This window comes from Paraburkholderia sp. CNPSo 3272 (assembly GCF_024206495.1).
Lineage (GTDB): Bacteria > Pseudomonadota > Gammaproteobacteria > Burkholderiales > Burkholderiaceae > Paraburkholderia.
Window position 1 is genome coordinate 20,325 of sequence record NZ_JAMBPQ010000060.1, and the last position, 12,359, is coordinate 32,683.

The window sequence follows — 12,359 nt, forward strand, 5'->3', positions numbered from 1 at the left end:
GGCGGCAGCATGAACGTCGCCGCGCAGCCGGTGCTACTGCTATTACTTCTGCGGTTACTTCTGCAGTTACTGCTCGATATGCGCCTGCTTCGTCAGGCCCAACACGAGCTCGGCGGCTGCCTTCGTCTGTGCGGCCTGCTCCAGTTGCCTGCGCAGCATTTCCTTCGACTGGTCGAAGGTGGGAATCTGCGTGGCGCGCTTTTCGTCGGCGCGCACGATCCAGTACGTCCCGTCGATCTGCACCGGCGCACTCGTCACGCCCCCCTGCGGCAGCTTCACCATCGCTTCGGCGAGCGGCTGCGGCCAGTTCTGCGTCTTGCCCGCCTCGATCGGCGTCTTGAACGAGATCCAGCCCATCTCACCACCTTGTGCCGCATTCGGTCCCTGGCTGAACTGACGTGCGAGCTGCGCGAAATCCACGCCCTTCTTGAGCTGGTCGAGCACCTTCTGTGCGGTGTCGGCGTCGCGCGTCGCAATCACGCGCGGCTTGTATTCGGTGTCGCCAAGCGTTGCGACGACCTTGTCGTATTGCGCCTTCACGTCGGCGTCGCTGACCTGCACCGGCTTGAGCTGATCCTGCAGCCACGCCTGCGTGACCACAGTCGCTTTCACCTGGTCGATTTCCGCCTGAACCGCAGGCCGGCTTTCGTAGTGCGCCTTTTCTGCCGCCTGGCGGAACAGTTCGCGCGCAATCAGCTGGTTCTTGAGCGTCGCACGCAGCGCTGGGGTGTCCGGCGCATGCGAAAGCTTCACCGCGGCATCGAGCCGGTCCTGTGGAATGGGCACGCCATTCACCCGTGCGATCACGCCCGGCGGCAGTCCGGTCTCCGGTGCGTTCGCGTTTGCCTTCGCGTCCGCATCCGCTTTCGCCTTCGCGCTCGAGTCCGTTGCCTTTGCCTTCGTATGCACGGCCGCGTCCGCGTCGTTCGCGCCAATCAAGCCCACCGCGCCTGCGGTTGCTGCCACGAAGGTGATGCGCATCGCGAACCGGCCTGCGCCCTGCATTGAAATCGACCTGCTCATGTCTGCTCCTTTATTCCGACCAGTTGATCGTTGCGAGTACGACGGTCGCTTTTTCGCCCATGGAAGCGGGCTGCAACAGCGCCCGACCCACGAGCACTTCGCCCGTCATCGTGTGGCTACCGAAACGACGCGCGGCGCGTACACCCACGCCTGCGCCCATCAACGTCGGCCAGCCGCCCTGAGCCACCAGGTGCGACTTGCCGCCATCGAGAAATATGTATGGTTCGAGATGCGTGTCGAAGCACGCGGGTGCGTTCTGCCAGACGGTTTCATTGCGCAGGTAAAAGCCGCTATCGCCGGCGATGCCGCCTTCCGTGAAGCCGCGCACCGAGTCCATGCCGCCCAGAAAGATCTGCTCGTTGCCGAAGAGCGCGACCGCACTGTACTGCGCGCGCAGCCTGCCCCGGTACGCAAAGGAAAGCGCGCCGAGCTGGCCGAGCGTCGCCTGCAGCGTGAGTGTGGCGTCGCCCATCGTGAACTGGCTGTGCGCGTCGCTGCTGTCGATATCGGGGCCGTCGTGGCTCGCGGAAAGCCAGGGCAGACCCTGCGAAATGCCGAGATCCCACGTGGCCGCAGACGGATCGCCATGCGCCGCGAACCGGTACAGTCCGTTCACACCGATGCGCGCCACCGTGAGGTCCTGCGGGGAGAGTTCGATCCCGTTGACGCTGCGCTCGGTGCGCAGCTTGGTGAGCGTCGCGTCCAGACTGATGCGACCGCTCGCCGAGCGCGTGAGCACGTCGTTCCAGCCGAGCGTCTGGCTGAACGTGCGCCCGTCGAGCAGCGCCGTGTCGCCGATGGCCTGCTGATACTCCGAGAGCGCTGTCGTGTAGCTGAGCGTCTGGTAGCCGAACGGCACCGCGGCCGAAAACACCAGCGCATTGCTGTTTTCGGAGCCGACATAACTGAGCCCGAGGGACTCCTGAAAACCGATCGTGTTGTCCGCTTCGAGTGAAGCGCGATAGCGCAGCGTGCCCGTGCTGGAACTGCCGTAATTGTCGAGACCCGCATCGACATAGAACGGGCCACCATAGTGATTTGTGATAGCGACGATCGAATCGCCCGGCGCCTCGCCGGGCAGGATCTGGATCTGGGCCTGATTGCGGCGCAACCGGTTGATCTGGTCAACGCCCTGCTCGAGGTCGGACAGGCGCAGCGCATCGCCCTGCGAAGCGCCGAATGCCCAGGCCGTACCATCGTCGGAGAGAAAGCCGCCGCCAACGGGCGGCACACGCCCCGGTTGTGTGCTGCGCGGCCGCAGCGGCTGGCCATTGAGCGTAAACGCCGCAATGCGTCCCGCCACCACGTTGATTGTCAGCGTGCCCGAGGCGAGATTCTGCTGCCCGAGGTATGCGCGCGTCGTGATGTAGCCGTGCGCAATGAAGGCTTCAGTCAGCCGGCGAAGCAACAGGTTGATACGGTTGCGGCCCAGCATCCTGCCAATGAATGGCTGCGCGACTTCATCGAGCGCGCGACGCGAAACCGGCGAGTTGCCGGTGAATTCGATGTGGTCGATTCGAAACATCGGCGCGACGTCGGGCAGCGACTCCACGTCCGCACCGGGAGGGAGGTTCGGCACCGTGCCCTCCGGCACCGAGATCTGCGCGGGCGCCTGCTGGAGTTCGTCGTTGCGTTGCTGGTCGCGCTGCTGCTGCAGCAGGCGCTGCGCCGGGTCTTGCACCGCGCGGGCGCCTTGCGGGAGTGCAGGCAGCGGCGGAGGCGGAGGCGCCAGCTGTGCGCGCGCATTCGACGCGAGCAGCATCGCCGCCAGCGCGGCCGCGCGCAAACCGGCCTGAACGATGGGCGTGCTCACAGACCGAACCACGACACGAGCCCGATCGAGTTATGCGTGCCGATACCCACCGGCTGCTGCCAGCGCGGGCGCGTCGTGACGACACCTCCGGCCGCATGCGCACCGCCGGGCGCGATGAAGGCGCCCCCGTCAATTTCGCCCACGCCGGTGAGTTCCACGGCGCCCGAGCCGCCCTCGAACAGGCCACCTGTATCCGTCGCGTAAATCGACGCCCAGCCGTTACCGAACCACGCCTTCAGGTCGTGCGTCTCGTTGATGGCGCTATAGCCCAGGACGGCTTGCGCGAGCGTACGCGGCGCGTCGAGAGAGAGCTTGCCCACGGCGAGCACAGTGCCACCCGTATTGGTGATCTGCGTGCCCGCCTTGAGGCTGATGTCCGTGCCCGCCTCGATCACACCGCCAAAAGCCTGCACGGAACTGCTCGCGCTCGACTTGCAGAAAATGAAACAGGATTGCCGGTACGCCGCCTGGCCGGTGAAAACGGCTTGTGTGTCGAGCATGCCAAGCGCCGTCATCGAGACTGCGCCGTTATTCGACAGGATCGAGCCGCCCGTATTGGCGATATTGTTTGCGTTGATCGTCACGTTGCCCGAATCGGCCGTGACATAGGCAAGTTCGTTGGCATCCGCGAGCTGCCCGTAGTCGACGTTAAAGCCACTGTTGCGATGGTGGAAGAATAGAAAACCGCTGCTGTTCTGTGAGAAGCCCACTGCTGCGCCGTTTGTGACGCCCGTGCTGTGGTCGACGATGTTGCGGAAGTCGCCGCCTGCTGTGATGTTCACGTTGCTGTTCGACAGCACGCGCGCGTTTTCATTGACGACATCGCCACCTGCGACGATCGAAACATCGCCCTGCACGCCGAAGAGAATGCCAAGTGCTCCCCCTGGATTCGACTGGTTGAGCACGTTGCCCGTTGCGGCAAGCGTCACGGCACCCTTCGACGCACTGTCTCCGGATGTTTGCTGCTGCCCCTGGATGAGCGATCCGACATTGACGATGTCGCCGCTACTCTGAAGCACGACGCCCGCGCTCGCCGATGCGACGGTCGAGCCCTTCTGGGCATTGGCGAGTTCGAACGTCAGACCGTTCGCGCCCAGATTGACTGCGCCGTTCGCGATGACACTGCTTCCCGTAAGTGTCAAAGCGCCGGTTGCGGTGAGCGCGGCGGCGCCGTTGTTGGCGTTGACCTGGGTGTCGGTAAATGCGAGCGCGTCCTTGACGTTGAAACTCACGTCTGTGGCCGCGTTGACCGAACTGTTGGAGAACTGCACGGCGCCGTTCGAGCTCAGCGAGAAATTGCCGAGCGACGCATTCAGCGGACCCGCGCTACGCACGCCCGGTCCCTGGTCGGTCACGATCAGTTCGATGCGCCCGCTCGCGATGCTGCCTGCTGCTGTGATGTCGAGTGCAAAACTTTTAGCCTGCGCATTGGCGGAACTGGAAGTGATCGACATCCAGTCGTTCGCGTTATCCGAGGCGGAAAAACCGGTGTTGAGCGTGACCGAACTCGTGCCAGCCAGGATGCGTGTGAGCGCCGTACCTGAGGAAAACGTGTTATTCAACGCTCCATTGACCTGTACGTTCTTCGCGATGAGATCGAGATCCACGAGCGCGCCCGACAGCCCGCCTGGACCAATCACGATCGTGCCGCCTGTCGTGCCGAGCACGACGTTGCGCTGAACCACCCCCGGCGCGATTTGCACGTCGCTGAAGCTGACCTGACCGGTCGTGAGCGCAACGTGACCGGCGTTGATGAACGAACCGCCGTTGACCGTGATGCCGTTGGGATTGGCGAGAATGACGTTCGCGCGCGAGCCCGCCACGGTAATCGCGCCTTCGATGAGGCTCGGATTCGTGCTCGTCACCTGATTGACGATCGTACGCGCGTTGATACCGACGTTATTGAGCGTCGCGCCCGCTGCGCCCACATTGAATGTCGAATAGGTGTTCTGCGAAACGCCCGCGACAGCCGGTGCGATATTAACGGTTTGTGCCCCGCCCGCAGCGGTTGTGACCGTCGTTGTGGTTTTGCCATCCGGCACGATACCGGCGGCGAGCGCGAACGGTGGCGCCAGGACCGCGCTGGTCAGGAAAGCGAATATCGCGCGCAGGCCATCGCTGCGCGCCTGGACATACCATCGGCTTTTCATTATTTCTTTCCCCTGCACGCGCAGGCATGCATGGGGAACCCCGGAGCGGTCGGTGTACCGCGTGTTTTAAGTTCGTATTTCGCTGCTCATGCGAGGCTATCGGCAACCTTCAGACGAATCTTTAATAGAGGCGACGATTTTATGCTAACTAAATTAAAGTAACGATAATGATTGGAATTTGAAATGCAATTGAATGCTTTCGCCCTACCCGAGCTGAATTTCATCGATTGAGACGACGGTAACGAACCGGAATCCTCCGCCGTAACTCAATAATCTCCAGGCTTGCAGAAAGTTAATCGAAAACGTCAACGTCTATACCCTAGGTGACGCGGCGCACAACACGCTTCCCGGGACGCACTTCCGCCGCGCATCGCGCGAGGAGATGCCCGATGACGTTTAACAGTGACCTTGAGCGGCTGATCCTTGCTCTCAATGAAGCGAGTCTCGATCCCCAAAGCATCCCGATGGCCCTCGGCTCAATTGCGAAGGAAATCGGCGCCGAACATGTGAATTTGTGGATCCGGTCGCCAGATGAATCGCGTTCAGCACATGACTGGGACGGAATAGAGCCCGCGTACATCGACTCGTATGAGCGCTATTACAATCAACTCGATCCGATCGTTCCCCTGACCAGCTCATGGATGCCAGGTACGCTCTTCACAGACCAGATGCTGGTTTCCGCCACGGTTTTGAGTCGGAGTGAGTTTTATCAGGACTGGGTGCGGCCACAAGGAATCGGCGGGATTGCTCTGGCAAACTTCATGCGCGACGGTGATCTTGTCGGGTTGTTCGGTGCCCCGCGTGCGTCCGTACGACCGTACCCGCAACGCAGTCTGGAAATGATAAGCGCGTTGCTTCCTCATCTTCGCCACGCAATACGTACGCTGCGTACCCTGGGGGATCTCAGCATAAGAGCGCGGGACTACGCGAATGCGTTGAATGCCCTTACGCAGAAGATATTCATCGTCGACGAGAACGCCCGGGTTCGCCACTGCAACCAAACGGCCGAATTGCTGCTTTCTACGCACAGTGGGCTGCACATCGACCATCACGTACTAACCACGCCAACCCTATCGAGTACAAGAGCGCTACACCGACTGATTGCTCAAGCGACCTGCACTGATCGACAGCAACAAAGGGGCGGCGCGATGCTCATCGACTGTGTTTCACCCGGTTGTACGATCAGAATACTCGTCACACCCATCAATTCAGACGCAACCATTGAATCCGGCCTGTCCTTTGCCCCACGTACTGCCTTGATAGTGGTTGCCGAATCGGAAAACAGGCATGCGAACGCACACCAGTACCTCCAATCCCTATTCGGGCTAACGCATGGTGAAGCTCGGGTGGCTTGTGAAATCGGGAGAGGGTCAACACCGAAGGAGGTGGCTCAGACGCTGGGCGTAATGCCTTCCACAGTCCGTACTCATCTTCATCAAATTTATTCAAAAATGGGAGTGAGACGGCAGAGCGACCTGGTGCGAATCGTGACGCAGCTCGGCACTGTTGCGGAGCGCGAGATGAGTCGTGAAGGTATGCATGCCGAACGTCATCCCAAGTGACAAAGGACCATTGCGCATCGCCGGACATGACATTACAGGTCAACTGTCCGCGGTCGGGGCCCGAATATTCAGCGAACGTCGCCTGCGTCCAACCGAGGGGCGCGGCATGGGTGCTGACCCAGCTGGCAAAGCGGACGCATTTTCCCCTGCTGCCCCACCGCGCTCCTGACTGGTCTCCAGCACCGTCTCTTCGCTGTTTTCCGCTGGCGTTACGCGCAGTCGTTGCTCCGGCCGCGATCGTTTTCCGCGGTCAATGACCATCCAGTAGGTTGACCTTGATACGCCCTGTCGTGTAGCGCAACAACCTCTTCAATCCACAGGATGACATCGTAGCCTGTACCCCGATCGTCATCGCCTAAGTCGTGATCCAAGCTGATTTCCTCGACGATTCCAGATTCGAGCAGTCGGATCGCTTCATCAGGCCAATAGACGCGGAGCCAGCCCTTGGGTGTCGGGCGCTCATCGTCAAGAAACACCTTCATGTGTGATTTCCTATGCGTCGCAGCGCAGCGCCCGCGCTACCTCTCGAATTCGCTTCGCCGCGTCTCGCGACGTGTCAGAAACGAGTGTCCAGTCGTGATGCCACCATCTTATAACTTCGGCGGCCTCGCCTACGGTGCGGGCCGAGACCACATCGCGAACTTCGTCTGCAACTTCATCCCACCAGTTGGCACCTTCGCCGTCGCTCGCGGTCGGGTCGATCGCTTGTCGATAGATTGCCTTTGCCGCATCAAGAGAGATATTCATCGTTTTTCGATCACGCTTCAGTCCTGTCCCGGAGCATCGAATCGTAGAGGCCGATTCCGGGCGTGACGGACAGTTTGACCCGCCAGCAGAAAATGAACCAGTTCTCATCGATCAAATCCCACGTCACGGCTACCACCGCAACCGCGACGGTCAAGAAAAGGGACTTTGCCTTCGCTCCCGCGTCCCCGCGTTTGCCTATTCCGCAAAGACTTCCTGCAAGGTTCGAAGGGTGTCCGACAACGTTTTATCTGCAACTGAGCCTTCCTTCTTGACCAGTCGCACCTTGTCGACCGCACGCATCTGATCCAGAAGGATCAAGCCGTGCTTGCGCTTGAACGTCACCGGAATCCGAAAAGGGGCTGCCCGCCCTTTCGAGGTCATTGGAGCAACGAGGACCGTCCGCAGATGGTCGTGCATTTCGGGAGGCGAGACCACGACACAGGGCCGCGTTTTCTGGATTTCGCTACCCATCGTCGGATCGAGCGCGACCAACCAAACGTCTCCGCGCACTACCATGCAAGCCCCTCGTCGTCGACGTTGGAGAATTCGCCCATCACCAACTCGTCATCACCGCTCTCCGTGAGCGCCTTGCTCGCTTCCGCCCATCCTTCACGGGGCTTGTGTCGGGGGCGTCGCAGCACAATTGCGTCGTTTTCGACTTCCATTTCCACTTCGTTCTCCAATCCCAACTGCGCGAGGACGGGCTTTGGAATCAGCACGCCTTGCGAGTTACCCATTCTGCGAATCGTCGTTTTCATAGGCTCTCCGTAAGTACAATGTTATGCCGCTATGCGTGGCACGTCAACACAAAGTTATTACGCGCGAGACCGCGTGTCACTACCTGTCTCTTTCGCGCCCCCGCCGGACCTCGAGGAACACCAGCACGCTCCCGTGATTGCTTTGACCCCTGAGCGAACCAGGCCCGTTAAATGTGCAGCAGGCTGCTGCAAAAAGGCGGCCGCGATGAAACCCGTTGCTCACCGGCACTATCGCTGATGCCTGTTACAGGGTGGCGCAGTCGCCGAAAGGCGCTTGCCAGGTTAGAAATAGTCGGACTGTTAGTTGCATTGTACTCCTTGGCCCCTGACGTCAACTTCAGCAGTTGCTCCGCGACTGCGGCGCGACTCCGGGGCGCGCTCACGCCGACCGTCACGCGCGCAGTCGTGCCGCGTGCACAGGACATGTCCCGCGTCGACTTCGAGGCGCCAACGCTCGCCGACGCGGAGCTGTACGGAAGCAAGCTCGTCGCGGCGCTGGACCGCCAGCATCCCCGCGACATCTTCGAGGTGCAGCACATTTACGACACGTACGGTCTGCGCGACGATTTCGTTGCCGCGTTCGTTGGCTACCCCGCCGGCCACAACCGCCCCGTTCACGAAGTGCTTTTTGCAAAGCCCCATTCGCTGATGCATGAATACGAGGCGGGTCTTGTTGGGATGACGGTGGACGAGGTCAGTCTTGCCCAGCTCGAGGCAGTTCAGGCGCAGCTTCATCCTGATCTGCCACGCGGCCTGAACAAGGATCACCGTGAATTTCTGCTACCCCTTGTGATACTCGATCCGGACTGGGCGCTGAGGCCCTACGACCATTTGCAGGACATGCCCGCGATACGCTGGAAGATCGAAAACCTGCGCAAACTCCGCACACGCGACAAACAGCGCCTTCCCGAGCAGGAAGCGCTGTTGTGTGAAGCATTTTCTGCACTCGATCGGGAGGATAAACGCGGATAAGAGATCGCGTGCGTCGCCGTTTCGTCCGGTAAGGCGCGAACCGGCCCAATTGCTGGCGATCACCTGTGTCGTCCGGCGGTCGCTCGAACGGCCGGATCACTCGGAAAGCCGCTCACCATTAAACGCGCGCATATCGGCCGTACCCGACGCTCGGCGATGGGTGGCTGTGCGTCGGCTGCAAGTTGGTTTGCTGCCATTCGCGAACCAGCGTCGGCGAATGGCTTTCTCGCTGTCAATGAATGGGTCTTCCCGACCCGACGCAGTCCATCAGTAATCTCGATAGCGGACGCACCCCGAAACCACGCGCTTCTTCAAACGCTCACCTAGAAAAGGCTTTCCTGGCCTCAACCGAATAAGCCGAGGCCCTCCAGATTCTGCACAGAGTGTCCTGCAACATGCATGCCTCTCCAAAATCCAGTCTTTTTTACATTTTTCAGACCAGAATTTTTTTGGAGGGCGGAGGCAATAAGGAAATCTTCAAGAAAATCAATAGATCTGTCGCTTCCTTTTTTTGCTGTTCCGGCATATTTTCCCGTTGAAGTTAATTTCGGGAAATAAAAAATATGCGGCCAACCTCTTCCCTCCTTCACAACATCGTCATAAATTTCCAATTTGTGCTTTTTAGCGAATGATTCCGTGATCAGGTCGTTCTGAACTGCTTGACCGATATAGTAGGGGATATATTTGTCACCGTATTTCAAGGTAAACATATAACAACCACTGCATCGCCCAAGGTCTTGAGATTGAAGTTCCCTCTTAAGTTTCAGAAGTTCGTCCCGGTCTATTTTACGGTCCTTATTATCATCTCTGCACCACTGAATTTTATATGGGCCGCGAAAATCAAAATTCATTATTTGCTCCAGTAATCAGCTTTCTCAGGAAATATCTTTCGCACCCCGCCTCTAGGGTCTTCCTGGTCCCCAAGGTAGCGCGGGATCAGGTGGATGTGCAGGTGTGGGACAGTCTGCCCAGCGGCAGCGCCCACATTGATCCCGATGTTAAAACCATCAGGGGCATTGCTTTCCTGAACTGTTTTTTTGGCCAAGTCCAGCAACGCCAATAGCGCTACACGTTCTTCAGCTGTAGTTTCAAAAAAAGACGCCACATGTCGTTTGGGGATGACCAAGCTATGACCTGGCGAAACGGGAAACCCATCTTGAAACCATAACGCTTTGTCGTTTTCACCAAGAATACGATCAGATGGAAGGGAGCAAAATGGGCAGGATGTATTCACGATTCACCTTTCAAGAGCCATTGATATAGCAACTAGCGCAGCGTCCTTCGAGAGGTGTGTGCTAACTGAGCGGGGCGACGAGCCTCACAGAAACCAGTGCTACGTTGGCGAAAACGGAAACAAAAGCGAATGAGGATGGACCTAAACAGAAGAATGGCTGTCCGCGTTCCGTTTGGCGTGCTGCGGCATGATCATGTGATAGCACTGGATTGTCAACAACCTGGCCCACGATGCCGAACGACTCAAAGTGGCCGCACTGCGTCCCACGACCGGGCACGCCGCTCGCCCCCGGCCCACGACTCATGCAACAGGCATAACCGCCCCTGAAGAGACGATCGATTTTCCACGAAGCGGACGTTCGTGGCGAATGCGCGCCGAACCTTGGGGCGACCTGCAACAGAGATTTTCCTGCTATCCGACTATGTTGGATTTCCCACACTAAGCGAATATCGGTCATTGCTATCATGGCTCCGGCTTCGAGCAGCGCGCCGGCGCATTCGGGCGCAGCGCATGGCCTGCTTCCCGACACAACAGAAACGCGCCGAGGGCAACCCATGCATCGAAGAGATCACGATATGGCATCGCGCGGCCCGGACATTCGAGCGACGATTCCTGGGATGTGGCTGATGGAGCGCGTTGTCGTGCTTGCGATGTTCGGCGTGCTTGCCGGGACAACGACCACCCTTGCGCACGCGCAGTCCGTTACCGGCAAAACAGAGGCTGAGCGGGCGTCGGCGCCTAACGAATTGCACGTGATGGTTTGGACCGCTACGTTGCCCGACCATCCCACCTTGCTGCTGGTGCCGACCATTCATCATCTGGCTGACGACGATTCGCGGATCGATGTCGCACTTGGAGCACTCGCCGACCGTGTTCAAGCCATTGTGCTCGAAGCGCCGCTAAAGCCAACGCCCGCACACGCGGCGGCTATCCTTCGCCGTTATGGCGTGTACCCGGCAAGCGACAATATTACGAATCACGTAAGCGGGATGACGGCCGAGCGGCTCGCACAATGCGCGCGCCAAAGCGGACACAATGTGTTCACGTTCTTTCAGCTAAAACCCTGGCTAGCCGCACTGGCGGCCACGTACCGGTCAAAAGCGCCCGATACCGCCGAACCCGGCGGCAGGCTATCGCAAATGCTGGGCTACCAGGGCATCGACCAACGACTGTCTTCGATAGCGCAGGCCAAAAAGATGCCGCTAATCTATCTGGAAACGGACGAACGGGGTTTCAGGGTGTTCAGTGATGTACCCCCCATGGCGCAGGAAGCAATGTTGATAGCCTCATGCGAAAACCTGGCTGGTGTGCGGGTGCCGGGCACCGCTGACCTTCGCGCGTTGGAGGCGGCATGGATCTCGGGAGACGCAGCGCTGCTTGATCGACTGCTGACCACGCGTGATCCGAAGGAGTCGGACGCGCTCTACACTGCGGACCAATATATCTACCGTACGAACACCGATGTATTTGCGGCGGCACTCGCCCGCTACGACTACTTCCATGGCAAAGGACCGATCCTCGTTGCTGTCGGCGCCGGCCACTTCTTCGGTGCCGCTTCGCTCCTCGACAGGTTGCGTGCGGTTGGCTACACAGTCATCCCACCACAAAGCGCGGCCGCGGCACGCGACGGGACGACGCCTGACGTCAATCGTTCGCCGCTGTAGCGAGATTGCCGACGAACTATGTGTCGAGCTTGAGTGACCGATAGTGGCCGCACTGCGTCCCACGATCGGGCGCACCGCTTGCCCCCGGCCCACGTCTGATGCAACAGTCATAACCGCCCCACACCAGCCGCTTGAATCTCCCGAAAGCAGACTTTCGACTACGCTACGTGAGCAACGCAACACTGGTTGCGGTGCTCATGCCTGCGTCTCTGCATATTGCGTCAACCATTCGATGAGCATTTCGTGCACGAAGGCGCTCATGAAAATACCGAAGTGGTTCGTGTCGGGAAGAATATTGAACAAGCTTGCCGGGGATTCTCGAGCGAACAGCTTCTGCAGGCGCTGGGCATCGACGGCCTCGTCATGCTCGCCGATGACGATCATTGCGTTGCCCGCTAATTTGCGCAGATCTGAAATGTACCGGTTACGCGGGTGA

General features: G+C 59.5%; 13 protein-coding genes. 3 read left to right on the forward strand and 10 right to left on the reverse strand.

Features of this window, described 5'->3' with window-relative positions; translation table 11 throughout:
* Nucleotides 1–66: 66 nt before the first annotated feature.
* From M3I53_RS35610 to M3I53_RS35620, 3 genes are read right to left on the reverse strand one after another with little or no spacing between them, the layout of a single operon-like run.
* Nucleotides 67–1,023: a peptidyl-prolyl cis-trans isomerase gene (locus M3I53_RS35610; RefSeq protein ID WP_254320466.1), complete on the reverse strand. Its 957-nt coding sequence runs from the start codon at nt 1,021–1,023 to the stop codon at nt 67–69.
* A gap of 10 nt (nt 1,024–1,033) precedes the next feature.
* Nucleotides 1,034–2,785, reverse strand: a complete 1,752-nt coding sequence (locus M3I53_RS35615; protein ID WP_254320479.1) for a ShlB/FhaC/HecB family hemolysin secretion/activation protein — start codon at nt 2,783–2,785, stop codon at nt 1,034–1,036.
* 47 nt (nt 2,786–2,832) lie between these two features.
* Complete coding sequence (locus M3I53_RS35620) at nt 2,833–4,986, reverse strand: filamentous hemagglutinin N-terminal domain-containing protein (RefSeq protein WP_254320467.1); 2,154 nt, start codon at nt 4,984–4,986, stop codon at nt 2,833–2,835.
* Between the two features lie 389 nt (nt 4,987–5,375).
* Between M3I53_RS35620 and M3I53_RS35625 the strand changes: the two genes are divergently transcribed.
* The gene (locus M3I53_RS35625; RefSeq protein ID WP_254320468.1) at nt 5,376–6,548 is read left to right on the forward strand and encodes a helix-turn-helix transcriptional regulator; all 1,173 of its coding nucleotides are present in this window, start codon (nt 5,376–5,378) and stop codon (nt 6,546–6,548) included.
* Between the two features lie 209 nt (nt 6,549–6,757).
* Here M3I53_RS35625 and M3I53_RS35630 read toward each other — a convergent pair whose 3' ends face one another.
* From M3I53_RS35630 to M3I53_RS35645, 4 genes are all read right to left on the reverse strand, one after another.
* Nucleotides 6,758–7,030: a cyclic-phosphate processing receiver domain-containing protein gene (locus M3I53_RS35630; RefSeq protein WP_254320469.1), complete on the reverse strand. Its 273-nt coding sequence runs from the start codon at nt 7,028–7,030 to the stop codon at nt 6,758–6,760.
* Nucleotides 7,031–7,040: 10 nt separating this feature from the next.
* Nucleotides 7,041–7,295 (reverse strand): hypothetical protein, encoded by a 255-nt coding sequence (locus tag M3I53_RS35635; RefSeq protein ID WP_254320470.1) that lies wholly within the window; start codon nt 7,293–7,295, stop codon nt 7,041–7,043.
* Between the two features lie 195 nt (nt 7,296–7,490).
* Nucleotides 7,491–7,811 carry a type II toxin-antitoxin system PemK/MazF family toxin gene (locus tag M3I53_RS35640; RefSeq protein ID WP_254320471.1) on the reverse strand — a complete coding sequence of 107 codons (321 nt, stop codon included), beginning with the start codon at nt 7,809–7,811 and terminating at the stop codon, nt 7,491–7,493.
* A complete protein-coding gene (locus tag M3I53_RS35645; protein ID WP_254320472.1) occupies nt 7,805–8,053 on the reverse strand; it encodes an AbrB/MazE/SpoVT family DNA-binding domain-containing protein in 249 nt (82 codons plus the stop codon). The genes M3I53_RS35640 and M3I53_RS35645 overlap by 7 nt, the downstream gene beginning before the upstream one ends.
* A gap of 237 nt (nt 8,054–8,290) precedes the next feature.
* On the opposite strand from M3I53_RS35645, the gene M3I53_RS35650 reads away from it, so the two are divergent.
* Nucleotides 8,291–9,025, forward strand: coding sequence for a nucleotidyl transferase AbiEii/AbiGii toxin family protein (locus M3I53_RS35650; RefSeq protein ID WP_302057986.1), 735 nt, complete (start codon nt 8,291–8,293; stop codon nt 9,023–9,025).
* 344 nt (nt 9,026–9,369) lie between these two features.
* Here M3I53_RS35650 and M3I53_RS35655 read toward each other — a convergent pair whose 3' ends face one another.
* Together M3I53_RS35655 and M3I53_RS35660 are read right to left on the reverse strand one after the other, a co-directional pair.
* Nucleotides 9,370–9,876 (reverse strand): hypothetical protein, encoded by a 507-nt coding sequence (locus M3I53_RS35655; protein ID WP_254320474.1) that lies wholly within the window; start codon nt 9,874–9,876, stop codon nt 9,370–9,372.
* Nucleotides 9,876–10,259 (reverse strand): HIT family protein, encoded by a 384-nt coding sequence (locus tag M3I53_RS35660; RefSeq protein WP_254320475.1) that lies wholly within the window; start codon nt 10,257–10,259, stop codon nt 9,876–9,878. The genes M3I53_RS35655 and M3I53_RS35660 overlap by 1 nt, the downstream gene beginning before the upstream one ends.
* A gap of 575 nt (nt 10,260–10,834) precedes the next feature.
* Here M3I53_RS35660 and M3I53_RS35665 point away from each other — a divergent pair.
* Nucleotides 10,835–11,923, forward strand: a complete 1,089-nt coding sequence (locus tag M3I53_RS35665) for a TraB/GumN family protein (RefSeq protein WP_254320476.1) — start codon at nt 10,835–10,837, stop codon at nt 11,921–11,923.
* Between the two features lie 195 nt (nt 11,924–12,118).
* Here M3I53_RS35665 and M3I53_RS35670 read toward each other — a convergent pair.
* Nucleotides 12,119–12,359 (reverse strand): hypothetical protein (locus M3I53_RS35670; protein ID WP_254320477.1); only part of this gene is annotated, 241 nt, incomplete at its 5' end.

Coding starts and splice junctions, on each gene's coding strand:
- M3I53_RS35650 (WP_302057986.1), top strand. CDS start 8,291: ATGCCTGTTACAGGGTGGCGCAGTCGCCGAAAGGCGCTTGCCAGGTTA.
- M3I53_RS35665 (WP_254320476.1), top strand. CDS start 10,835: ATGGCATCGCGCGGCCCGGACATTCGAGCGACGATTCCTGGGATGTGG.
- M3I53_RS35640 (WP_254320471.1), bottom strand. CDS start 7,811: ATGGTAGTGCGCGGAGACGTTTGGTTGGTCGCGCTCGATCCGACGATG.
- M3I53_RS35645 (WP_254320472.1), bottom strand. CDS start 8,053: ATGAAAACGACGATTCGCAGAATGGGTAACTCGCAAGGCGTGCTGATT.
- M3I53_RS35610 (WP_254320466.1), bottom strand. CDS start 1,023: ATGAGCAGGTCGATTTCAATGCAGGGCGCAGGCCGGTTCGCGATGCGC.
- M3I53_RS35630 (WP_254320469.1), bottom strand. CDS start 7,030: ATGAAGGTGTTTCTTGACGATGAGCGCCCGACACCCAAGGGCTGGCTC.
- M3I53_RS35655 (WP_254320474.1), bottom strand. CDS start 9,876: ATGAATTTTGATTTTCGCGGCCCATATAAAATTCAGTGGTGCAGAGAT.
- M3I53_RS35620 (WP_254320467.1), bottom strand. CDS start 4,986: ATGAAAAGCCGATGGTATGTCCAGGCGCGCAGCGATGGCCTGCGCGCG.
- M3I53_RS35625 (WP_254320468.1), top strand. CDS start 5,376: ATGACGTTTAACAGTGACCTTGAGCGGCTGATCCTTGCTCTCAATGAA.
- M3I53_RS35615 (WP_254320479.1), bottom strand. CDS start 2,785: ATGCTGCTCGCGTCGAATGCGCGCGCACAGCTGGCGCCTCCGCCTCCG.
- M3I53_RS35635 (WP_254320470.1), bottom strand. CDS start 7,295: ATGAATATCTCTCTTGATGCGGCAAAGGCAATCTATCGACAAGCGATC.